The 21,621-nt window shown below is 59.0% G+C and carries 23 protein-coding genes and 4 pseudogenes; 13 read left to right on the top strand and 14 right to left on the bottom strand.

Annotation, left to right across the window (positions count from 1 at the left end; translation table 11 throughout):
* Positions 1 to 660: 660 nt before the first annotated feature.
* The 6 genes and pseudogenes from ACTJKE_RS30525 to ACTJKE_RS30500 all read left to right on the top strand — a co-directional run bounded on the left by ACTJKE_RS30525 (position 661) and on the right by ACTJKE_RS30500 (position 4,290).
* Positions 661 to 1,554 (top strand): SDR family oxidoreductase, encoded by an 894-nt coding sequence (locus ACTJKE_RS30525; RefSeq protein ID WP_058329296.1) that lies wholly within the window; start codon positions 661 to 663, stop codon positions 1,552 to 1,554.
* 54 nt (positions 1,555 to 1,608) lie between these two features.
* Positions 1,609 to 1,875, top strand: a pseudogene (gene ligD, locus ACTJKE_RS30520) (non-homologous end-joining DNA ligase LigD); the annotation flags it as partial.
* Between the two features lie 6 nt (positions 1,876 to 1,881).
* Positions 1,882 to 2,778 (top strand): hypothetical protein, encoded by an 897-nt coding sequence (locus ACTJKE_RS30515; RefSeq protein ID WP_058329295.1) that lies wholly within the window; start codon positions 1,882 to 1,884, stop codon positions 2,776 to 2,778.
* Positions 2,771 to 3,274 (top strand): DUF4334 domain-containing protein, encoded by a 504-nt coding sequence (locus ACTJKE_RS30510; RefSeq protein WP_440639565.1) that lies wholly within the window; start codon positions 2,771 to 2,773, stop codon positions 3,272 to 3,274. The genes ACTJKE_RS30515 and ACTJKE_RS30510 overlap by 8 nt, the downstream gene beginning before the upstream one ends.
* Positions 3,275 to 3,353: 79 nt before the next feature.
* Entirely contained in the window at positions 3,354 to 3,554 is a 201-nt protein-coding gene (locus tag ACTJKE_RS30505; RefSeq protein ID WP_058329294.1) for a hypothetical protein, read from the top strand.
* 472 nt (positions 3,555 to 4,026) lie between these two features.
* Positions 4,027 to 4,290 carry a hypothetical protein gene (locus ACTJKE_RS30500; RefSeq protein ID WP_058329293.1) on the top strand — a complete coding sequence of 88 codons (264 nt, stop codon included), beginning with the start codon at positions 4,027 to 4,029 and terminating at the stop codon, positions 4,288 to 4,290.
* Between the two features lie 140 nt (positions 4,291 to 4,430).
* Here ACTJKE_RS30500 and ACTJKE_RS30495 read toward each other — a convergent pair whose 3' ends face one another.
* From ACTJKE_RS30495 to ACTJKE_RS30480, 4 genes are all read right to left on the bottom strand, one after another.
* On the bottom strand, positions 4,431 to 5,024 hold the full coding sequence (locus ACTJKE_RS30495) for a general stress protein (RefSeq protein WP_058329292.1): 594 nt from the start codon (positions 5,022 to 5,024) through the stop codon (positions 4,431 to 4,433).
* Positions 5,025 to 5,045: 21 nt separating this feature from the next.
* Positions 5,046 to 5,366 carry a PepSY domain-containing protein gene (locus ACTJKE_RS30490; protein ID WP_058329291.1) on the bottom strand — a complete coding sequence of 107 codons (321 nt, stop codon included), beginning with the start codon at positions 5,364 to 5,366 and terminating at the stop codon, positions 5,046 to 5,048.
* Positions 5,367 to 5,569: 203 nt separating this feature from the next.
* Positions 5,570 to 5,857, bottom strand: a complete 288-nt coding sequence (locus ACTJKE_RS30485; RefSeq protein WP_440693406.1) for a PRC-barrel domain-containing protein — start codon at positions 5,855 to 5,857, stop codon at positions 5,570 to 5,572.
* A 166-nt stretch (positions 5,858 to 6,023) separates the two neighbouring features.
* On the bottom strand, positions 6,024 to 7,244 hold the full coding sequence (locus ACTJKE_RS30480; RefSeq protein ID WP_058329289.1) for an NAD(P)/FAD-dependent oxidoreductase: 1,221 nt from the start codon (positions 7,242 to 7,244) through the stop codon (positions 6,024 to 6,026).
* Between the two features lie 292 nt (positions 7,245 to 7,536).
* Here ACTJKE_RS30480 and ACTJKE_RS30475 point away from each other — a divergent pair, with 292 nt between their 5' ends.
* Entirely contained in the window at positions 7,537 to 8,619 is a 1,083-nt protein-coding gene (locus tag ACTJKE_RS30475) for a zinc-binding metallopeptidase family protein (RefSeq protein ID WP_440639569.1), read from the top strand.
* A gap of 282 nt (positions 8,620 to 8,901) precedes the next feature.
* On the opposite strand, the gene ACTJKE_RS30470 is transcribed toward ACTJKE_RS30475, so the two are convergent.
* The 3 genes from ACTJKE_RS30470 to ACTJKE_RS30460 all read right to left on the bottom strand — a co-directional run bounded on the left by ACTJKE_RS30470 (position 8,902) and on the right by ACTJKE_RS30460 (position 10,535).
* Complete coding sequence (locus tag ACTJKE_RS30470) at positions 8,902 to 9,108, bottom strand: hypothetical protein (RefSeq protein ID WP_162764787.1); 207 nt, start codon at positions 9,106 to 9,108, stop codon at positions 8,902 to 8,904.
* A 208-nt stretch (positions 9,109 to 9,316) separates the two neighbouring features.
* The gene (locus ACTJKE_RS30465) at positions 9,317 to 10,174 is read right to left on the bottom strand and encodes a TIGR02587 family membrane protein (protein WP_058329287.1); all 858 of its coding nucleotides are present in this window, start codon (positions 10,172 to 10,174) and stop codon (positions 9,317 to 9,319) included.
* 193 nt (positions 10,175 to 10,367) lie between these two features.
* Positions 10,368 to 10,535, bottom strand: a complete 168-nt coding sequence (locus ACTJKE_RS30460) for a hypothetical protein (protein WP_440639572.1) — start codon at positions 10,533 to 10,535, stop codon at positions 10,368 to 10,370.
* Positions 10,536 to 11,151: 616 nt separating this feature from the next.
* Here ACTJKE_RS30460 and ACTJKE_RS30455 point away from each other — a divergent pair.
* Both ACTJKE_RS30455 and ACTJKE_RS30450 read left to right on the top strand, forming a co-directional pair.
* Positions 11,152 to 11,466, top strand: coding sequence for a hypothetical protein (locus ACTJKE_RS30455; RefSeq protein WP_058329285.1), 315 nt, complete (start codon positions 11,152 to 11,154; stop codon positions 11,464 to 11,466).
* Between the two features lie 324 nt (positions 11,467 to 11,790).
* Positions 11,791 to 12,282 carry a YciE/YciF ferroxidase family protein gene (locus tag ACTJKE_RS30450; RefSeq protein ID WP_058329284.1) on the top strand — a complete coding sequence of 164 codons (492 nt, stop codon included), beginning with the start codon at positions 11,791 to 11,793 and terminating at the stop codon, positions 12,280 to 12,282.
* Positions 12,283 to 12,400: 118 nt separating this feature from the next.
* Here ACTJKE_RS30450 and ACTJKE_RS30445 read toward each other — a convergent pair whose 3' ends face one another.
* From ACTJKE_RS30445 to ACTJKE_RS30435, 3 genes and pseudogenes are all read right to left on the bottom strand, one after another.
* Positions 12,401 to 12,628, bottom strand: coding sequence for a hypothetical protein (locus ACTJKE_RS30445; RefSeq protein ID WP_156437073.1), 228 nt, complete (start codon positions 12,626 to 12,628; stop codon positions 12,401 to 12,403).
* Between the two features lie 280 nt (positions 12,629 to 12,908).
* Positions 12,909 to 12,988, bottom strand: a pseudogene (locus ACTJKE_RS30440) (sigma factor-like helix-turn-helix DNA-binding protein); the annotation flags it as partial.
* Between the two features lie 485 nt (positions 12,989 to 13,473).
* The gene (locus tag ACTJKE_RS30435) at positions 13,474 to 13,962 is read right to left on the bottom strand and encodes a GNAT family N-acetyltransferase (protein WP_058329282.1); all 489 of its coding nucleotides are present in this window, start codon (positions 13,960 to 13,962) and stop codon (positions 13,474 to 13,476) included.
* A gap of 19 nt (positions 13,963 to 13,981) precedes the next feature.
* Between ACTJKE_RS30435 and ACTJKE_RS30430 the strand changes: the two genes are divergently transcribed.
* Positions 13,982 to 14,233: a hypothetical protein gene (locus tag ACTJKE_RS30430; protein WP_440639577.1), complete on the top strand. Its 252-nt coding sequence runs from the start codon at positions 13,982 to 13,984 to the stop codon at positions 14,231 to 14,233.
* A 111-nt stretch (positions 14,234 to 14,344) separates the two neighbouring features.
* Here ACTJKE_RS30430 and ACTJKE_RS30425 read toward each other — a convergent pair whose 3' ends face one another.
* A complete protein-coding gene (locus ACTJKE_RS30425) occupies positions 14,345 to 14,650 on the bottom strand; it encodes a DUF982 domain-containing protein (RefSeq protein ID WP_082663711.1) in 306 nt (101 codons plus the stop codon).
* 615 nt (positions 14,651 to 15,265) lie between these two features.
* Between ACTJKE_RS30425 and panD the strand changes: the two are divergent.
* Positions 15,266 to 15,665, top strand: a pseudogene (gene panD, locus ACTJKE_RS30420) (aspartate 1-decarboxylase); the annotation flags it as partial.
* 95 nt (positions 15,666 to 15,760) lie between these two features.
* Here panD and dinB read toward each other — a convergent pair.
* Both dinB and ACTJKE_RS30410 read right to left on the bottom strand, forming a co-directional pair.
* The gene (gene dinB / locus ACTJKE_RS30415; protein ID WP_058329281.1) at positions 15,761 to 16,846 is read right to left on the bottom strand and encodes a DNA polymerase IV; all 1,086 of its coding nucleotides are present in this window, start codon (positions 16,844 to 16,846) and stop codon (positions 15,761 to 15,763) included.
* Between the two features lie 7 nt (positions 16,847 to 16,853).
* The gene (locus tag ACTJKE_RS30410) at positions 16,854 to 17,525 is read right to left on the bottom strand and encodes an SOS response-associated peptidase (RefSeq protein ID WP_058329298.1); all 672 of its coding nucleotides are present in this window, start codon (positions 17,523 to 17,525) and stop codon (positions 16,854 to 16,856) included.
* A 244-nt stretch (positions 17,526 to 17,769) separates the two neighbouring features.
* On the opposite strand from ACTJKE_RS30410, the pseudogene ACTJKE_RS30405 reads away from it, so the two are divergent.
* A pseudogene (locus ACTJKE_RS30405) lies at positions 17,770 to 18,510 on the top strand (ImuA family protein).
* 158 nt (positions 18,511 to 18,668) lie between these two features.
* Positions 18,669 to 19,145 (top strand): Hsp20 family protein, encoded by a 477-nt coding sequence (locus tag ACTJKE_RS30400; RefSeq protein WP_440639580.1) that lies wholly within the window; start codon positions 18,669 to 18,671, stop codon positions 19,143 to 19,145.
* A gap of 1,270 nt (positions 19,146 to 20,415) precedes the next feature.
* Here the strand turns inward: ACTJKE_RS30400 and ACTJKE_RS30395 are convergent.
* Positions 20,416 to 20,664 (bottom strand): hypothetical protein, encoded by a 249-nt coding sequence (locus ACTJKE_RS30395; RefSeq protein WP_058329279.1) that lies wholly within the window; start codon positions 20,662 to 20,664, stop codon positions 20,416 to 20,418.
* Positions 20,665 to 21,621 lie beyond the last annotated feature (957 nt).

The raw sequence follows: 21,621 nt of genomic DNA, 5'->3' as shown, positions 1-21,621 counted from the left end.
AGAAATCCGCCATTTCTTACAAGCGCGGGGTTGGCTGGTCGTCACCCTGCAATAGGAACAGCGCTAGCGCTGATATGAGCATTTCTACCACCAGCGGATTACTTCGGAGACGTCGGTCCAAAAGATACTTGGCAACCTATCCCGATAGTGCCCGCGAAGCGTAGAATCTCCTTGCGCAGGCACGGCTCCGCGACGCCCGGCCTCCCGATATTCGAACCAGACAAGTCGGCGCTCGCCTTTCTCGGGAAAATTTCTCCGCAGGCGAGCAACGTTCGTCGCATAAATATGAACCTTGCAGGAAATCTTCAGGCCAATGTCTAACTTCTTCCTGCAGACGTAGTGGCCAAGTGGAGTCCCCTGACATCTTCCTTTGACGCCGGCCCGCAACTCGCGATGAGAAGTATTTTCAGGGAATGCCCAATCCGGGCCCGGTAGAACACGGCCGCTACTGCAATCTCGGCGGACGGCGAAGCATTAACTGCACGTCGGCAAGAACCCTGTGCAGGAATTACATGGAACGTGTCTCCATTGGCACGTATCGGAGCTCAGCAGGACTAAAAGGATCGGTGGAGCCCGTCGTTAGGTTCCGCCGAATTGTTGCACCGGAACCTGAAACGAATCGACGAGTTTAACGGATAATCGTCAAATGAGGATTTTCCAATGACCGATCGTCTGACTATGCAGGACCCCCGAACGCAATATCCCTCACCACCCTTCGACCCTCAGCCGCAAGCCATGCCAGGTCTCGTTGGCAGGATGCGCCCCAAGCCCGATCATGGCGAAAAAACCTACAAAGGGGCAGGTCGGCTGAAAGGGCGCAAGGCCCTCATCACGGGGGGAGATTCCGGTATTGGACGGGCCGCAGCGATTGCGTTTGCGCGGGAGGGTGCGGACGTCGCCATATGTTTCCTGCCGGAGGAGGAACCGGACGCGAAAGAGGTTGTCGCGTTGATCGAGGCCGAGGGTAGGAAGGCCCTAGCCTTGCCAGGCGACGTGAAGGATGAAGACTGGTGCCGCGAGTTGGTGTCGCGAACACTGCGTGAACTTGGCGGGATTGACATCTTGGTGATCAATGCGGCTCGCCAACAGTTTCGCAAGGATGTGTCGCTTGTGACATCGGAGGATTTTGATGCCACGTTGAAGACCAACCTTTACGCTTTGCACTGGATTGCTCAGGCCGCCGAGCCTCATTTGCCCCCCGGAGCTTCGGTCATCACAACTGCGTCCATTCAAGCATATCAACCCTCTCCAATTCTGCTTGACTACGCCACAACCAAAGCTGGCATTGTCGCTTATACCAAGGCGCTTGCAAAGCAACTCATCAAAAAAGGTGTTCGGGCCAACGTCGTTGCCCCGGGCCCATTCTGGACGGTTTTACAGCCGAGCGGCGGTCAGCCTGACGAGAAGGTGAAGAATTTCGGGAAGGATAGCGATTTCGGCCGGCCCGGCCAGCCAGTTGAGTTAGCTCCCATCTACGTATTCCTCGCCTCTCAGGAAGCAAGTTTCGTCAATGGCGAAGTTTACGGCGCGACAGGCGGCAAAGGCGTTGACTGATGTAGAGACCACTTTCGGCGCGGCCAGCGTTCGAACAGACAATCCGGACCTGCGGGAGGGCGAATTTTGCTCGACTATCTGCGCAATGATCTAATGGCTACGGCAGTCGCCCCACTATCACCGCGAGCCCGACCCGGTGCGACGGTATCGATGCCTCTCACATGGACGCAGGTGAGGTCCGATCTCGACCCGAAGCGTTTCACCTTGCGCTCGCTGCCGGCGCTGCTTGCGAAGACCGTCGCATGTAAAGACTACTGCGACCGCGAACGGTCCCTCGAGCAGGCTATAAAGCGGCTTGCAAGGGCCAAGCCGGCAGCGTGATCTGTCATGAACAAGAAAGACGATGCCAAGCCGTCAGAAGGCGCCCGGATAGGCGCAACCACCGACCTGCCGCACGACCGCATAACCATCGAACGGTTTCGCGAGGCGTTTCCGCGGGCGCGGTGGAGCGACCGACTGAATGCCTGGTTTGTGCCAGGCCGCACGGCTGAGCGACGGATCGATCGCTGGCGTGCGGAGATGGAGGCGCAGCAAGACATTTTCGCCGACGAGAAGGGCAGGGACGCGTTCGTATTCGAGCCAATCGAAAGCCGATATCTTAACGCAGGCGCCACGGCATTGGAGATCCGCACACCTTACTCACGGTCTATCGTCAACGAGATCCGCGAGATACCTTATGCGCGATGGGATGCGGATCGCCGCCTTTGGACCGTACCCTATCGTTCGCTCTTTGAACTGCGTCAACGCTGGGCGGACATTGAAGCCGAGGCCGAGCGCAGCGAACCTGAAGCAAGGAAAGCGCGTCGAGACGCGTTGAAAGGTACGGAAGAGGAAGAGGACTCGAAGGCAAGGGCGAGGGAAAGGCGTCGCAAGCGCTACCCGATATCCTTGGGTCACAGCCCGCCCTTTGAGCGCGCGATCGCCACGCATGTTGGGGTGGTCTTCTTCACCGGGACCAACGGTGAGCTTGCGGATCCCGGAACCGTCAGCGATTTCTATTTTCCGGCCGGGGATGACGATTTGTTTGTCTGGGCTACGTGGCGGCGGGGGTCACTGGAGGAGCTTGTAAGAACCTGGCCCGAAAGAATGCCACCCACATCAGCCGACCTTAAGCGCGGGTGGTGGTTTCCGACGCTTGATGAGTTGCGACAGGCACGCCGCGAAGCCCGATCAAAGACGAAAGCCAGGCGGCGCAATAGCGAGAAGAGCCAATCCGGTGGATGACCAGCAACGGGCAGTGGAGCGATTTTGCCAGCTGTCACCTCTCGAACCATATGAACTCGAGGGCCTCTGGATGGGCCGGGGAATACCGACTGGTCATCCCTTCGACGGCGTGCTGGAGAACCTTGGCTGGTTCGGCAAACGGTTTAATTCAGATCTGCGGGCAGACGCATTGCTCTTTCGCGCAGGAGGTCGAAGGCTCCGGGCCATCGATCCGAAATGGGTACCGCTGAACCTTGCGCTTCGCTTTCATAAGTTCGGAAGAACGCGGCTTGCCCGCACGCTTTTTTCTTGGGTCCAGCGCGGCTTTCAAGCCAAAGGCCCTGTCGCATCGCTCGAAACGCTCACCTTTGAGGGTGCGGCAAGTGCGGCCCTGATCTATGACGATCAGCCGATCATCGACCATTTTCGCAGGATCGATCAAAACGCAATCATGGGACTGATGGCCATACGAAATGACGATCGCCTTTTTGCCTTTGAGCTGCAGCGAATGACCTGAAAGGTCCTCGGTTCGGGGCCTGTGGCGAAGCGAGCAAGCGCAGCGTGGAACCGCTTGGAGTTCCGGTCGTTGTAGCTTCATGACCGGCAAACTCGAAACCCATGAGCGGAAGCTGGTTGCAATTCTGCGCGCTTCCGCCAGTTTGCATTTTGCTGACGCCGACAAGGCAGACGCCGAAGTCGAGCGGGTGCTGCGCTTAGCAATCAGAGAAGCCGAAGCTGGGCGCTCCCGACTTGATAAGAAACGGTGGCTTCTCCGCATGATGCACATGCCATCGTGAGCTGAATTAACGATCAGGTCGCTCCTGGTTCGGCATCTTCCTGGGCAGTCGAATAGCAAATTCGTAAGGAACGGGAGCCATTTCATTCGCGCGCGCCTTCCCCAGGAAACGTTTCGAGCGGTCGCAAGCCGCGCAAGCGGTCAGCCGGATGCCGAACCTACAGGGCGGGCATTGGCTGCTCGAAACCCACCTCGACGAGGTCGCCGCGTTGGTTGGAGGCTTCCTCGCGCGCTTTCTCTCGGCGTAAGGTTGTCCATCGAAATTCCTCAAGTTGGTGTCCAGAGGTGTAGGAAGCGAAACGATGCAACGCGGTCCCGGTTCCCCAAACCTTGCATCGCCTGGCTACCTGTACGGATCGGGAGCAAGCCTTCCGGGCCTGGTTGGTGCCAGGGTTGAGGAATTGTGAGTGGAACAAAGGTCAGCTCAGTCTGTTCGGCGCCTACAGCGACACGAATGCCAGAGGAGAAGGCTGATGACCAAGGCTGAAACGACCCAGGATCATGACGAAATTCGACATTGGGCAGAGGCACGCAACGGGCGGCCAACCCGAGTGAAGGGCGCCGGTGAAGGTGGGATTTTACGGATTGATTTTGGCGAACAGGATGACCAACTGGAGCCGATTTCATGGGAGGAGTTTTTCAGGATATTCGACCACAACCGATTGTTTTTTTTGCACCAGGACAAAGTCGCCGACGGCAGCTTGAGCCGGTTTAACAAGTTTGTTGATCGCGCCTAGGTCAGATAAGAGCCGGCCTTTTGAACCGGGACCGGCTGTGCAGGCTTCCGCGCCCACAAATAAAAAAATCGGCCCCGAGCGGGGCCGAAGTCGAGTTTAAGGGCTGGGTAATAAACGCTTTTGTAGCCTCCCGGTTCCAGTCAAAACCTGTAGCGGAGACGCTCTTTCTCGATCTCCTCGGGAGTGTAGGGATCGAGGTTTTCGTCGAAGCGTGTCCAGCCCTGCTCGTGGTAAGCCGCGCGGCGTTGGTCAGGATCTACCCAGCTGCCCCGGCGTAGGATGGCCTGGGCGTCCGCGTATAGGCTCTCGTCAACCCGGGCGGTGACAACAGCTCCGCCGCGGCGCACGCCCTCGGCATAGACATGGGCATGTTCCTCTGGGACGCCGGATTCGGTCATCGCGCCGATCAGTCCGCCCGCAGCGCCGCCGGCGACTGCGCCAGCTGCTGCACCTGCTGCCGTTGCGGCAAGCCAGCCCGCCGCCACCACAGGACCGACGCCTGGAATGGCCATTACGCCAAGCCCGGTCAAGAGGCCCCCGATACCACCAACTGCAGCACCTAGACCTGCGCCTGTGCCTGCGCCCTCGGCAGCATTGCTATCTTTGGAGTACCAGTCACCGACATTGTTGGAAACGATACTGATATCGTCAGACGGCACGCCGCGATCCTCAAGCGCGCTCACTGCCGCGCGGGCATCGGAATAATCGTCAAAAAGTCCACTAACCGTTTTCATTGGGGTTCCTCGCTGCTGGGATTAGTTGGCGACCACGTTGCCCTGGTAGTCGACTGCGATCTGGACAGACTTTCCGTCCTTCATGGCGCTGCCTCGCCAGACGCCCTCGCTGTCGAGTTTGAGGCCGGCAACGTCGGTGTAACCGGCGTCAACGATGCGTTTCTTGGCCTGTTCTTCGGTAAAGCTGTTTGCCCCGGCGACCGGGGCGGTGGGATTGGTGGAGTCCGGCGTCGCGACGGCCGGCGTGTCACCGTTCGTAGTGGCCGGAGGCGTAGAAGTCTGCGCGAGCGCGCCAAAGGTCGATACGCCGAGGAATACCGCGGCGAGCAGCAGTTTTTTCATGATGTCTACATCCTTGTTTTCAGCCCGTGGAAGACACTACCCTCAAACTTTGCTCGAGTTGTTTGGTTCCCGAGTTTTTTACCGTTCACGCAGGGGTTTCGACTTTTCGAAAAATACGTGCCGGCCTCCTAGGGGTGGACGCGATGTTCATGTTCCACCCCATCGCCACATTCCATGATGCGGCTCTAGCGGCTGTGCTCCGGTCATGAGTCCAGGTGCTCTGGCATTTCCTTGAGCTGATCCTTCGTCCAGGTGGTGATAGCATGAACGTCGCCGTCATCGTCGCGCATGAAGTCGAGATCCGCCAACGGCACGGCGACCGGTTTTGCGCCAATCCCGACGAAGCCGCCAACATCAATGATCGCAGTGCTGCCGTGAAGGTGATCAACCGTTCCGACCTTGTCATCGTCTGCGCCGTAAACGGTCGCGCCTTCGAGGTTTGCCGGTATCAGTTCCGAAGGATCAAGGCGCACGTGATTGGTATGGTCCATCTGTTTGGTCTCCGGTTAAGTCCGAATGAAAGAACCGGCTCAGCGGTAAACAGTTCCATTGATGAAGCAGGTATCTGTCGGCCGGCCTCACAGAGGTCTCCTCTGCTGCGATCGCTCACAAGGCGATTACGGAGGTGACCCAAGTCCAAGACGAAGTCGCGCGATCTCAGCGAAACGCGAATATTTCGCTATCCGGATCCTCGTGCCCCAATATTGCTGACGACACGATCTCCGCGGCGATCTGGCTGTAGGTGATGCCGTTTCCGCCATATCCCATCACAGCATGAACGTTGTTGAGCCCTGGAACCCGACCGATGATCGGAAGCCCGTCGGCGGTCACGCCGAAGGCCGCTGCCCATTGGTAGGCTGGCTCGGCGATCGGTATTTTCAGGAGCGCCGACAACTTCGCCCGCAAGGTCTCGGATTTGGACTTGAGTTTGAGGGGGTCCTGAAATGCTGTGGGGCTTTCTTCGTCCTCACCTCCGACGATGAGCCGGCCATCCGCAGTCGAGCGGAAATAGAGGTAGGGATCAGATCCCTCCCATAGCACATAGTCCTTGAGCCAACGCGGCCTCGGATGATGTGACCTGGTTGCGAGCGCCCAGGTGGAGAAGATCCGATGCTCTTGGTTGGCCACGACATCGAGGAACTCGTAGCCGGTGCAAAAGACGACATGCCTGGCCTGTATGATTTCTCCTTTTGATGTTGCGGCGGCGTTCCAGTCATCAAGGCTGCGAATGTCGGTGATCTCAGTGTCTCCCACGATCGCTACACCGTCTGCCTGCGCCTTGCGCCATAGGCCGGCGGTTAATTGTGCGGGATTTGCGGACGCGGAGACGGCGGACACGATCGCAGCGGTCCGCTCCAGTCCAAACCTTTCGCGCAGTTGCGCGGCATTGAAAAACGTTGCTGAAATGCCAGCCTTTTTGCGTGCCTCAACCTCTGTGCCGAGCGCTCTTGCGCCATAGGCATTTCCAGCGAGATAGAGCGAATTCTTCCGCTCGAGATGGCAGTCGATCCCAAGATTGTCGACAAGCGAGGTCAGCGTTTCCACGGCCTTGGCGGAGCGTTGCCAAGCGCGCTGGGCTTTATCTTGCCCAAGCTTCGCCGTGAGCCTATGCAGCGGCACATCGATCTCATGCTGGATCATCGCGGTGCTGGCCAGAGTGCTGCCTTGCACCGGTTGCCGTCGATCGACAACGAGGATTGTCATGTTTCGTTTGGCAAGGGACAGGGCCATCAGCGCCCCTCCAATGCCGGCGCCAACAATCAGCACGTCGACGACGTTGGCAGGGATGCGCTGTTGAGCCGCGACCTGGAGCTTCCGCGTGCTTGCCCACAATGGCTGGAAGGACCGCAGGTTGCGCTTGCGCGTAATTGTCTCCAACTCGTGGCTCTCCTATGTGCATTTTACTTCGGGCAACAAGCGGCCATGATCAGCCATGAACTCTCCCCCATGCCGCGTCAGGTAGCGGAGACATGAAAAGGACATGGGCGGGGTGGTCGACTAGTCAAGGTGCTCAGTGCGGGCCGAACCCGGCAGAGCTCCGAATGAGGCACCCCACCCTAAGCCTTTGCAAATCGGGTGAGGCGCACGGGAAAAATCTCATGAGTTGCCTCGTCGGATCTCGTTTCTCGCGCGTTAAGCGATGCGGGCGACGTTGCAAGAGGTGTTTGGCATGCGGCTCTACCAATGCGATATCAGCGGGTTTCCGCTCTATTTCGACAATCATTTCAGCGTCGGGGCCAACAATGCGCCGGTCGGGTTTGTTGCAGACACATTGACGCTGCACACTCTCTTGGAAGCACGCGAGGGTTTGTGGAGCATTCCCTCACGGCCTGGCGAAACCTGGCGGTTCTGTGCCAACGCAGCCATAGACGGGAGTAACTGGTTGGTTGCGGCCGACGATCCAATTCCTCTGGCAATTCCTGCACGTTACAATCGGCTCATCCCCAACACCAATACCCCGGAGGGCCTCGCAAGGTTTCATAGAATAGGCGCGGCCCAGCGCCATCTGTTCTATTCCATTCTTCGCTTTGGCCTTCCGTGTCCCGGAAGAGACGTCGACCCGGAGGGCGGTCTGGTCTTCGACTTTCTGGAAGATGCGATCAATGAAGGCGGCGGTGTCAGCCCTGCGATGACCGGGCACCGGAGCGGTCTGATCAGTCTTCGAGCTGCCGAGGCCGATGACATCGTTCGCGAGACCGTTCGTGTTTCGATGGGAGAGCCCTACCGAACCCTGCTTGGACACTTTCGCCACGAGATCGGCCACTTTTATTTTCAGCAATTGGTGCGAAAGGGCGCTTTGCTTGAAGAGGCACGTGCTCTCTTTGGTGACGAGCGCGAAGACTACGCAGCAGCGCTCCAAAAAAGCTACGACAACGGGCCAGTTGCGGACTGGCAGGATACCTTCATTTCCGCTTACGCAAGCAGCCACCCGTCTGAAGATTTTGCCGAATGCTGGGCCCACCTGTTTCACATTGTCGATACGCTGGAGACGACAAGATCATTCGGGCTATCCATAGAGCCGTTAAGTCACCACGCCCTTGAGGTCGAGGTCGATTTCGACCCTTATCGGGCGGAGAATGCTCAGCAACTGATGGACGCCTGGGTTCCGATCAGCCTGGCCCTTAACTCCTTCCAGCGATCCATGGGCGAACGGGACATTTATCCGTTCGTTCTTTCGCCGCCGGTCATAGCCAAACTCGATTTTATCAATCGGCTGATTGCGGACGCGCGGCTTCAAACAGGTCGCCTTTAACCCGGATGCAAGTGGCGACGGGATCGGGATTTTTCTTGTCTGCGTCACCATCCCGATACCTGATCTGCAGCGCGCGGACTTTGATCAGCAGGAGGCCAGGTGTATCCACCCCTTGCGGCCTGCGTTCGAGATCGCTCACCCCAGTGCTTCTTGAACATCTCTTGGTCCTTGACGAGAGAGGCGTTCCCTTCAATTTCAATGAATGTGCCGGGCTTGCCGAGCAGGCTTGGACGGGCAGTATAGGTGAGACCAACCTGGGTTCCTGAACAATGTCGCCAAAAGCTACGGTTCGCTAAAGCCGGTGGCAAAAATCCGGGATCGCCCCGCAGGCTCGTTGCGAAAGATCAATCCAGCACGCGTCCTTGAATGCATTGGGACATAGTCGAGTGTAATCTCAACCGTTTCGACAACAGTGTTTCCGGCGGTGATCTCGCCACGCACGACGACGTCGGCGGCAGTCCGGTCGGCCGCGTTTTCGACGTCGAACATGACAAGATATCCGCCGTCCCGGCTTGCGCTGCTGATCGTCTTGACTGACAGGTCCGGCGCTCCATCGCTCTGCGTCGCAGCTTCGAAGCCGACCCACCCGATCAGGGCTATCACACCGATGGCTGAGACCGACCCGGTAAGCCATTCGATCCAGTGACCTTTGCCACTTTCGATCGAGCGGGATTTCGACGGTTTTGCCATAGATCACCTAGAGAATGAGCCGCGCTGCCGCGGCGCCGATTGCGCTTGGAAATGCAAGCACCACCGTGCTCATGATCGCCTGGGTCAGTTCGATGCCGTCCAGCCGATGAAACGTCCAGAGACAGTAGAAGCTGATCGCAAAGGCGACGGCGTAGCCGGGGAGGGTGAAGCGGATAAGGGCATGCCAAAGGGGAGTGCCTTCTTCCAGTTCGTGTCCGCCCGAAAACGACAGCGCGTAGACAAAACCATGCATCAGCACGATGGACGAAACGATAAGTGCGATTGCGTGCCAGGGTGACATCTTGAAGGAAATCAGGATCATTTCCTCGGTCGGGGCGACATTCAGTCCGAGAAACAAGGCGCCGACGGCCATCATGAAGAGCTCGCCGCCGTAGCCACTTTGCGCATCATCGTCGACGGGGTCCTGTGCGTCCTCGTCATCATCGTCGCGCCCGCCCAATTCGCTGCGACCAAGCAATGCACCGATGCTGGCCGGAACCGTCTGAATGGCGATCATGCCTGCCGCCTCGGGTAGAGCCTGCCCGATGCTCAAAACGCCTAGGGCAGACAGCACGAAGGCGCTGGCCAAGAGACCCAGGAAATAGGCAATGCTGGCATCGCGCACTGCCTCATGCCAGGTCGAAATGTTTTCAAATCCGATCCGGCGCGCCAGAATGACGAGTAAGGGGAGGTTGACGAGGAGCAACAGAAGGAGCCTTGATCGGTCGATATAGAGCCCGAGTTCCCACATCTCCATCGTCAGGAACATAGGCAGCGCAAAGAGCAGTGCGCCAGCCAATCCGCGCGCCAGGCCCTTGGAAAATCGACTGTGGTCGAAATTGACATGCGTTTGCTCGATCGCCATTCCGGTCCCCCTTTCGGCTGCCCTCTAAACGTCGACAAGCTCCGCAAGTTCCTGGTCTTGGCGGGGCGGACCCCTTTTGCGGCCGAAGCTGAAAGGATGCGGTTGCTCAGCGCGCTACGATCCGTTTTCCTGATATGGACCTTGTTCTCCAGCGAATCCAGGATGTCATCGCAGAATTCGACATCACAAAGTTTCACCAATGGTCTGAAGCCCGCCGGGTGTAAACTGATCTCCAGCAACTCGCCCCGACGATATCGAAGCCGACCAGGAACGTGCCGTCCTCAACGAGCTTCTGGTGCAGAGTTTCCGCGATTGTCAGCATCTCTTTCGGGACGTTGTTGACGAGAAGGGCGATGCGCACGGCTGCTCCTAGCTAGGGTCGGTCATTCCCGGATCGCGCCGGCTCAGCCGGCATACCAAGCCCGTGGAACATCGCACCAATCAGAGTGTTGGGTGCAGGAAAGGAGGAGGCTGGCGATGGTCTTGATCCTACCGGAGTTCGATTGCCGAGGCGGCGAGGGAGCCGACATCTCGGGCCTCGTTGCTTCTATCAAATGTGCCTTGAATGCGGAGGCATTCTTGGAGACGCGAAACCTCACATTCAGGGTGCTTGGAAACAGCGTCATTATTGAAGGGGCAGTCGATCTGCCAGGCGGCGCAGACGTTGTTCAGCGGCTTGCTGAAAGTCTCGCCGACCCCGGCCGCGTCATCGTCAGGATCAGTTGTCTGCGCGATTGAGCCGCGGCGGCTGACATTCGAGCGGCGAGTGCTGCTGGGCAGAGCCCGGCCGCCTTTGCAATGAAAGTTACCGGTCGAAGGCCTCCTCAAAAAATGGCCCCCAAGGGAGGCCATTGGAGCGATGTACGTCAAACCAGACTTCGCCGCCCTGGTTCCCACCGGCGGCGTGTGGAGGGCCAGCAAGGGAACGTTTGATCGGCGCGCCGGTTGGACGGGGCCTCAAGAGAAGGAGATACGCCATGCCCCGCGGAGATAAATCGAAGTACACCGACAAACAGGAACGCAAAGCGGACCATATCGCCGAAGGCTACGAACAACGTGGCGTGTCGGAGAAGGAGGCGGAGCGCCGTGCCTGGGCCACTGTGAACAAGGACAGCGGCGGTGGCAACAAGTCCGGTTCGGGCCGCGGCCAGCCCGACACCAACGAATCCGCGAAAAAGGGCGGGCACGTCGGCGGTCGGGCTGCCGCGGCACGCCCTAAAGCTGAGCGCTCAGCATCCGCAAAGAAGGCCGCCGCAACGCGCAAGCGAAACGAGCACAGCACCTCGCATTAGTGCCACTGGGGCTCAGCTTGCCGCAATCGTGAAGTCATCGTTGACGCAATCGTCAATAGGGATTTTGGACGCAACCGTGCGTACGGCTCTAAGGTAAGCCCCTTTCCAATCAGCCGACCCCGCAAAGCAAAACCGAATAGGCGCTCGGCTGCGTTGGTTCTCATTCATTTTTCCTCGGGCGCGATCGACGCCCCGCCTGAACCTGTGCCGAGCGAAGGTCGTGCGCGTACGAGCCAAGTCTTCCAAACGCATTTCGTTCCCGTTCGGAACCATTGCAGCTGGGCGATGTTGGGGCGGCACCACCACATCGTAAAGGAGGTTGCCATGCCAGAGAAGACGCTTGAAACGCTGTTTCATGATGGCCTGAAGGACATCTACTACGCTGAACGGCAGATCCTGAAAGCGCTGCCGAAGATGGCGCGCGCGGCGCAACTGCCGGACAGCAAGGCAGCGTTCGAAAAGCACCGGGACGAAACCGAAGTCCATGTGGAACGCTTGCAACAGGTCTTTGAAATTTTCGGCAAGCGCGCCCAGGGAAAGACCTGCGAGGCCATTGAGGGAATTATTGCAGAGGGCGAGGAGATCATGGAGGAATTCAAGGGGAGCCCCGCACTTGATGCTGGCCTTATCTCGTCGGCCCAGGCGGTCGAGCACTACGAAATTTCTCGCTATGGCACGCTGAAGACCTGGGCTAAGCAGCTCGGGCTGCAAGAGGCGGTATCGCTCCTCGATCAGACCCTGCAGGAAGAAGGCGCCACCGACAAGGCCCTTAGCAAGCTTGCGGTGACGGCAGCGAACATCAAGGCTGCCGCCTGATGGCGTTTGGATGCTTGAGGGCGCCGTCGCCTCCAAGCGTCCATGCCGCTTCTTCGAATGTCAGTTTCAACTCTGTAGACCGCTAAGGCGTAGTGATGAAGCGCGTGGTCCTATGAGGTCATCGAAAGTGACGAACAAGCGCGACCTCGCAACGAATTTCAGGACGAAGATGGCTTCCGGCAAGAAGAGGAGCGACGACGCCGCGAATAGATTGGCGACGGACCCCACGGGCGATCACGTTGGTGCCGGGTACGCGGAAATCGACGATATACCGGATCGTCTGCTGATAGTCGCAAACAGGCTGCAAAAAGCCCTCGATTCGCGTCGAGTTGTGGCCAATGCCCAACGCCCAAGCTTCAAGGGGGTTCGAGGCGACCAGTGAAGCGGATCGAGGATGAGAAATGATACGGGACTTGCAGCAACTGCGGGTACTGGTTTGCCGAGCATGAATTCATCGTCGCAAACGATATTTCGCCCCGGGCGACACCACCGATTTCGTTCACCCACAAGACGGGGCGAAACGGTTATGCTGGATTGTGGTATCCTGATCCGAAGTATTGTCCGTTCTGTTTAACGAAGCGGCCGGGGCAATTTCAGGGAATCGGAACGCCGCTCATCCGGTAGGCAAGCTCGTCGCGCGCTCGGCTGAGCCTGCTCTTGATGGTGCCGACTGCACAGTCGCAGATGTCGGCGGCTTCCTTAAGCTCAGACCATATCCAGCAACGAGGATCAGCACCTGGCGATGGTCGGGCGCCATGGTGTCGAGCGCGCTGCGCAGTTCGACGGTCAAGACGCACCAGTCCTGCCGTGCCGGCATCGGGATCGGCAGCTCGGCGCAGTTAACGAGGCCCGTCGACGCAGCTTGTACTGAGTCCGGAAAGCGTTGTGCATGATGGTGAAAAGCCAGGACTTGATATTGGTTCCCGGTAGATGCGCGCAAAGGCCCTAAGCGCCGGAATGAGATCAACAACCTGGCTCCCCAGCGGCCGAGACCGCTGGACCGTTTTCGGGCATTGCTAACTGCCTTTCGCACCCGCTACAGTGCAGCGGGCGGAAGTGACAGGGCGCCCTTGCGTCCCGCATTCAGCGGACAACTGCCATCGGCCGTGACGGTTGTTCCGCCGACACCGCGCCCGTGGGGTAGGCGAGAGACGGGGCTTCATGCGGGAGGCGCGGGTGCCCGCCGCAGAATTAGGCTTTCGCATTGAGCGTCATCTCGACCATCGTCGGGCGAAAGCCCGCTGCAGCAAACAGCCGCTGAGCAGCTTCGTTTCGGTGCGCTGTGGAGAGCACGACAAGGTCTGCGCCTCGCCCTTGCAGCTCTGCGATAACCGCGTCGAGCAGCATCCGGCCGACGCCCTGATTGCGCTTCTCCGGATCTACGAAAAGATCATGAACGACGCCTGCTGGTCGTCGAAGCGCCATATAGTCATACCCCTCGAGCGCGGCATACGCGTAACCAACGATCATTTCTTCCTGCTCTGCGGCGAGGACTACAACATCAGGCTTTTCAAGCTGGCTTCGCAGCCACCTGGCATAGGAAGCCTTCGTACCGGTTCCCGTCGCGATGAAGCGATTGGGATCCCATTGATGATGAAGCGCCATCAGGTCGGACCCGTACTTGCCGAGCACAGGCACATCTTCATCGCGGGCAGCTCTGATCGTAATCGTTGTTGGCATTTTGCGGCATGATCCATCGATGATGGGTTCGTTGAGACAGCCGGCTTTACCGCCTCGGCATGTATTACCTCCGGCCGAGCGCGAGCTCCGCTACTGGGCGCACAAGCTGGCTCGACGTCCTGTGCCCTATGGCGAACCTCCCGGTGGCAGCGATGACATTGAGGCGATGCTGATTTTCCTCTGTTCCAACGGCCGCCTGCAATCAACGAAAATCGACCGCCTGGAACAAGCCTACTGGGAAGATCAGGAACACGTGCACGAAGTCGGGTAAATTCGCACGCCATAACCGGGGGCGGAGCGGATCGTGGTGCAACGGGCGCCAATGCCGGGGGCTCGATGACTAGGAGCCCCCGCTTTCCTGCTCGTCGGTGCGCTGCGGTTGTCAGATTAATGGCTTGTGGCTGTGAGGTCCCGAGCGCGCATGATAATGAGCCGCAATCGCTGACGTTGCCATGCCAACCTCCAAGCACGCGCCGATGAAGGCCTCGCGCGCGACTGCAGATGGAACCGAGTGGTTCAACGCACCCCGGCACGTCACGACGGCTCGTTCATAGCCTTGCCCGTGCCGTATCGGCCATTCATGTTCTAGAAAATCCAGTGCGTCGTAGACGGATGCGAATATGCGGTTCGTTCCTGACTGTAAGCGAACAGATAATGGAACCGCCCAAACTACCTCAGGAAGGCGCATGATGTCCCCCCGTATTGCCTAACGGTTTGAAAAAATTAAAATAAACTATAAATGGAACTATACAGCGAGAAGCCCCGCCCATCAACGTTGATACGGTAGTCATCTCGGGTGGGCAGGGCTAGTACATTCGCCGTACGGATTGCGAGAACGCGGTGAGAACCTAGTCCCGGCCTCCGGCCATGGCTATCGCGAGGTGTCCGCGGTAGACTTCGGAACAACGACGATGGAGCTTGTCTGATCGCTGCAGCGCAAACCGCCTTCGACCCGCAGGTAGGCAGAGATCAGGAATACTGCGCGCTTTTGTGGCAGGCACCGAGCATCAAGAGATCCGGGGTTATCATTTGAACAGGCTGATATATTAGCAACGCCGTACCGGAATTGCCGAAAGCGACCTTCCTTGCGGGGGGCTTTGTTCGTATCTGAGTGCATCGGCTTGGGCCGATGGAGTTTCTTCCCCGCGTTCAGAGACCATCTGGATGCGAACCTTGCCCCGCCTTCCCCGGCGGGGCTTTCTTTTCAATTTCCGCTTGGCGATTGTCGGAGCGCGAAGATTTTCGCCTCGGTCGGCAGCGCCAAGGCGCGAGGAACCTGATCAACCGCGAGGCGTGAAAAAGTATGAGAAAGCTGGTCGCAGGGAAGCTCCATGGCATTTACGTCACCGAGGCGAACCTCAACTATCATGGGTCGATCACTCTTGACCCGGATCACTGTGAGGAGGCCGGCATCTTGCCGATGGAGTTCGTCGAGATCTGGAACAAGAATTCCGGAGCGCGTATCTCACGTCATCCTGGGTGAACGCGGATCCAGGTGCTGCATCCTCAATGGTGCGGTCGCACGGACCTGCCAGCCCGGCGACCAGATCATCATATGCAACTCGGTCTACCTCGAGGAAGGCCGGCTTACCTTGTTGAAGCCGAAGGTGCTGACCTTCGACGAAAACAACCAAGTGCAAGATCGCCTCAGCTACTCGGTTGGGGTCGATGCGTCTGGCAAGTATACCTTCGAAATCCTTGACGTTGCCCATACCGCTCATGGTGTCCGGCAGCTGATGGTCGCCGAGAGTCCGCAGCATGTTACGGTCGCTGGCGCGGCCGGCCCTTTGCGTCTTCGTCAAAGCGCTAATGAGAACTGCGGCGCGCTTTCGAGTTTGGCTGGTTCAAGCGACGACAGGATCACGCCCAGCAACCGGATGCCTTTCGGAGCAGGGAAGAGCGGAGACAACAGCATCGTCATGACCGCGGCAAGCTCGGTGGCACTGGCGATCGGTGTTGCAGTTGTCTTGCTCCTGGTGACCTGCGTGAAATCCGCCCATTTCACCTTGAGCGTTGCGGTCTTGGCGCGGATGCCGCTCGCCTCGCAATAGCGCCAGACCTTTTCGATCAGCGGTTCGAGGCCCGCCTGGGCGGTTTCAAAATCATGGACGTCCACGGAGAACGTGTCTTCCGCACCGACGGACTTGCGCACCCGGTCGGCCTTCACCTGGCGCTCGTCGATACCGCGGGCGATCCAGTAGAAATAGGGTCCTGATTTGCCGAAGTGCTGTTGCAGGAAGGCGATATCGTGGGCCTTCAGGTCGGCACCCGTTTCAATCCCGAGTTTGTGCATGCGCTCGGCGGTTGCCGGGCCGACGCCATGGAACTTCTTGACGGGCAGCGCCTCGACGAAAGCCGGACCGTTCTTCGGGGTGATGACGAAGAGGCCGTCCGGTTTCCTCTGGTCGGACGCCATTTTGGCGAGGAACTTGTTGTAGGAAACGCCGGCCGAAGCGGTCAGGCCTGTCCTTGCCTTGATCTTTGCGCGGATCTCCTCGGCGATCTCGGTCGCAACTTCCATTCCCTTGAGGTTCTCGGTAACGTCAAGATAGGCCTCGTCGAGCGAGAGCGGTTCGATCAGGGGCGTGTACTCGGCAAAGACCGCGTGGATCTGCTCAGACACCGCGCGATAGGCATCAAAGCGCGGCCTCACGAAAATCAGCTCCGGGCATTTCCGCTTGGCAGTGACTGACGGCATGGCCGAATGGACGCCGTATTTGCGCGCCTCATAGCTTGCGGCTGCCACGACGCCGCGGGCCTCGCCAAAGCCAACGGCGATCGGAAGCCCGCGAAGCTCGGGATTGTCCCGTTGCTCCACCGAAGCGTAGAAGGCATCCATATCGACGTGGATGATCTTGCGCAACTGCCTGAGTGTGTCTGTCACGGCTCGCTCACAGCAATAGTTCCTCGCCCGGCGATGGCGCAGGCGGCTCGACGACAACGAGCATGTTGCCAGGAAGCGGCCGCTGCAGGTGCTTCACCTCGTCCCAGGATCCCGTGAGCCACAAGTCGACCTCTTCAGGTGTGGTCAGGATCACCGGCATGGCCTTTTGATGGATCGGCGCGACGATCTCATTTGGGGATGTGGTGAGGAAGCCGAAGAGCTCGTATTCGCGCTCACCATCGCGCACACGCCTGACACCCTTCCATGGTGTCCAGAAGCCGGCGAAGAACATCAGCGGTCGCTCGTTGTTGCCGGCAAACCAGGCGTTCGGGATTTTCCCGCCGGGATCTTTGCTTGCCGGATCCGGCTCGGCAAAGGAGGTGACGGGCACGACGCAGCGACTGGTCGGCCCAAGCCAGCGTCTCCAGTGCGGAGAGGTGACGTTTCGGATGTTGGTAACACCAGGATCGTAGTTCTTCACGAAAGCCGGCGGCGAGGGCATGCCCCAGGTAACACGCGTAATCTCGCGTTGACCGTCGTCGCCGACGCGAACAACTGGCGCCTGGTACCCAGGATAAACGTCATAGGATGGCTGGTTCCAACCGGCCTTGTCGCGGAAGGCCTTGGTGAATGCGATCACGGCATCGCGTGTCGTCGTGATATTGTAGAGATTGCACAAGGCCTTGGATCCTCCGCTTTTCTTCTCCCGGTCTTTCATACCTGCGTTCGCGCGCCTCTGTCGCCGTTCCCCGGCGGCCGACGCATTCCGTTTGCGCGAGGCCGCGTATCCGCGTTGGCGTTTGGATAACAATCAACAGGCTCTTTTTCCGAAGGTCGTTGACACGCAACGCAAATAAGAACAAATACAGAACATATCAACAGGAAGCGCTAATGCATAGCCCTGAGGAGTCGTTCCTTCCAATATGCCCCGTCCAGTCGACAACATCGTCGTCTCAGAACTTCGCGAGCGCATCCAGCGCCTCGAAGGCACAAGCGGCCGTGGACGCCAGGTCCTTTCGTTTGGTGTTGCCGAGATTGATCGGCGCTTGCCGGGCGACGGGCTTGCACTCGGTTCGTTGCATGAGGTCGCGGGCGGCGGCAACGGTGCGATCGACGGCGCGGCGGCCGCACTCTTTTCGGCGGGTATTGCTGCACCTCGAAGGGCAAGGTGCTCTGGTGCGTGACGCGGCCCGATCTCTTCGCACCGGCGCTGGCCCGGGTGGGGCTGGCGCCAAGCCGCGTCATCTATGTGGAGGCCGGCGACGAAAAGGCGCTTCTCTCCTGCAGAAGAGGGCCTTCGCCACGGCGGACTGGGGGCCGTCGTTGGCGAGCTCGCACGTCTTCCGATGACCGCCTCGCGCCGCCTGCAGCTTGCGGCCGAAAGTTCCGGCACGATGGGCATCGCGATCCGCCGCTGGCGGCGCCAGGCCGAGGCCTCGGATTTCGGACAGCCGACGGCATCGGTCACGCGCTGGCGGGTGTCCGTCCTGCCGTCCGCCCCTTTGCCGGTTCCAGGCGTCGGCCGCGCGCGTTGGCTCGTCGAGCTCATCCGCTGCCGCGCCGGCGAAAGTGCCGATTTCGAAGTGGAGGCCCCAGATGCCAAGGGTCGTATCGCTCTTCCTTCCGAGCTGGTCCACGGATCGCCTGAGGCGCAAGCTTGGTGACGCTAAGGCCGCCCTCATTTTTTCTTTCCGAGCCCTTGAAACTGAACTTTTGCCAAACCAAATCGCTTATCGCCAGCCGCTAGAATCAGGGCTGGACTTGCTGGAAGTGTCATCTTTCGGCGCTTTCAATATCCATGTTGCTCAAGGAGGATATGGCTATGGCAACAACTTACGACTACGCACCGCTTTTCCGATCGACCGTCGGGTTCGACCGGCTCTTCAGTCTGCTCGAAAACGCCCAGCGGGCCCGTTCGATGAGCGATTGGCCGCCCTACGACATCGTCAAGACCGGTGACGATAGCTATCGGATCTCGATTGCGGTCGCCGGTTTTACGCGAGACGATCTCGACATCACGTTTCAAACCAACCTTCTGACGGTCGTTGGCAAGGAGCAGGAATCCTCGTCAGAAGCCTATCTGCACCGCGGGATCGCCGGGAGACCGTTCGAACACCGGTTCGAGCTTGCCGACCACGTGCGGGTGATCGGCGCTGACCTGAACAACGGTCTCCTGGAGATCGATCTCCTGCGGGAAATCCCGGAAGAGATGAAGCCACGCAAAATCGCGATCGAAAGTGCTACGGTGTTCGAACAGTCACCAACTCCGACGCAAATCGAAGCACCGAATGCCGCATAAGTGATCTCGACGAACTGGGCGCCGTTCGCCTGGCGCCCATTTAGAACCCGGGTTGGAAAGGTAGGCTGCCGTTATGCACCCCCCACCAGCGAAGATGGCATCTTCGACATGGAGCCTCGAGATGGAACAACTGGGTAAACAAGTGGCTCCCGACACCACAATTCAAATCACACCACCCAAGCATTACAACTGGAGCGCGCCGGATATGGTCACCTGCCTCTGTTGTCGAAAGAAGCGCCCGGCCACGAGCATGGATGCAGATGGCTGTGGCATCTGTGAAGAGTGCCTGGCGCCCTGACGACGGTGCAACACGCGGTCGTCTCCATCGCAAGTCGTTCGCTCGACAAGCGGGCTTCGCGCTGGCGGCGTCGTTCGTCGAACCCTGCAAGCAATGCGATGTCGTGTTTCGAAGATCGCTCTTGAAAAGTGGGTCGGCGTTTGCCGTTTCCCTGATCGATCGCGGGCACTATCTCACAGATTTAGCAGCTTGTTGCTGGCCAAGTACTCGCGCCAATGCCGATCCTTTAGATCGCGGCGCGATCCCCATACTGATGTCGAAGAATTCCCAATACAGAACTTCGGCCTCTGAGATCATGGCCTTCAGGTCGGCCACGGTAGCGACCTTCCGGCGGTGGCCAGACGGTGTAGACTTTCAAACTCACGTCGCCGACGGCGACAGGGTTCGCATGAGCGTGGACACGCGTACACCGAACAAATGTAGCCACGGCTGGATCTAAGGAACCTCACTGTCGATACTTGCACTGTTGGAGAGAGCCTGATCTCCGAAGGCCGGACGGTTTGGTTTGCGAAGCCTTGCCCGTGATGCAGGTGACACGCTCGGGAATGAGAAACGAGCTGACAGCAGAGCTCAGGGAATGGCGGAATCCACGGCAACAACGCACGACTACGCACCGCTTTCGTTCGACTGTCGGCTTCGACCGGCTCTTTCAATCTGCTCGAAAACGCCCAGCGCCCGGACCGCATGGTGACCACGGTCTCAATGACGGAGGAGCCTGTTTCCTTGCGTCGGTCGGGCGCTCTCGATCTCGACTTCGCGACCGCTGGCTCAGCCGTCGTTCGCACGAAATCCCGACAAGCAAAACCGCAGCCCCGGGTCCTTGGGGCTGCGGTCCTGCGCGCCAGTTGTGAGGTGCAGGGACAATGGCGACGACCACAGATTGCAGGTGCCGAAGTTAATTTAGTGTTGCGTCATGGATACGGATTTTCATCCGTGAAATCGTTCAAAGCCGCACGTCGGTCGGGTCCTCATTTATCGCCAGTAGCCCCGCCCGCTATTGACAGATGACCTTCCCAAAACATAGCCGATGGTGAAGGCGAGGGCGCCAATAATCACTCCCAGAGTGGTGGCGGTGTGAGGATGTTCTGCTGCTGCGGTCGCCACCGCGCTTGTCTCTCGCCTCACTGCTTCAGTGGCTGTTTGGGCAGCCTTACGGACGCCGGCGAGAGGTTCATCGGGTGTGCCGGTGAAGCCCGCTTTTAAATCGTCGTCTTTGGCCATGCTTGTATCTCCTGTCGGGTGCGCAAGACAAACGGATGACGGCGCCATCGGTTCCGAAGCGCCACCTATCCAGGGTCTCTGTCCGGTGTTCTCGCGGAACCAAACAATTTTCCGGTTGTCAGCGGTCATATCGTGGAGGGTGTCATGGCCAGAAGAGCATCCCGAAGAAGGTTGCTGGTTACAAAGTCCCCAAACCTTTCCGGAAGTCGGGAGTCGTAAAAGGGCTTCTGGCAAGCGATATCGGTAGGAATGTGCTGCCAAAGCCCTGAAGGCCGCAGCGGCCGCCGTGCTTGTCGAGGAACAAGGCGACATAGCCGATGCCGCCGGCAAGGGCGCCCGCTGGAGCAAACGGGCACTGGGGATTGCCGGGAGTGCTGTCAGCCACGCGACGGAGGCGGCGATCGACGTTATCCGGAAGTCTGCGCGAGATGTACTTCCAGAGAAGCTGAGACCGGATGCCAAAGAACGCCTTCGCCAAGGCGCGGTTCATTAGAAGCCGCGCCGGCCCACCAAGAAGCAAGCGGCGCGGGACATGGAACGATATCTGACAGGTCGGCTCGGGCGGCACGGCATGGAAAAGGCGGCTGCGGCCGGAGTGGCCTTCGCGGCCCTCTCGGCTCGCCGCGAAAGTCGGTTAGAGCTTCATGCTGCAGGCGTCGTTTGCGCAAACGCAGCGGCGGTTACAGCGCTCAACAGCGCCGCCGCAACGATGGTCATGGGGGTTCATGAACGTGGCCTCTGCTTGTAAATCGGATTGATCCCGCTCTCGAACCCTGAGGGTGCGATTTGGTTCCGGCGCAGAGGCACTCGGGGATCATCGAACGGGATTACCACTCAATCGCGCTTGAACGCAACTTGGCCTTCGACCTCCAGTATGGGGCGCTGTAGCCTGTCTGAGCGTCATCCGATGTGCCGACTTGTTAACGAAAAATATAAGCATATTCTAATTAACGATCG

It is taken from the genome of Ensifer sp. 22521 (genome assembly GCF_052044795.1).
Taxonomy (GTDB): Bacteria; Pseudomonadota; Alphaproteobacteria; order Rhizobiales; family Rhizobiaceae; genus Ensifer.
This window is presented reverse-complemented; position numbering and strand designations above follow the sequence as displayed.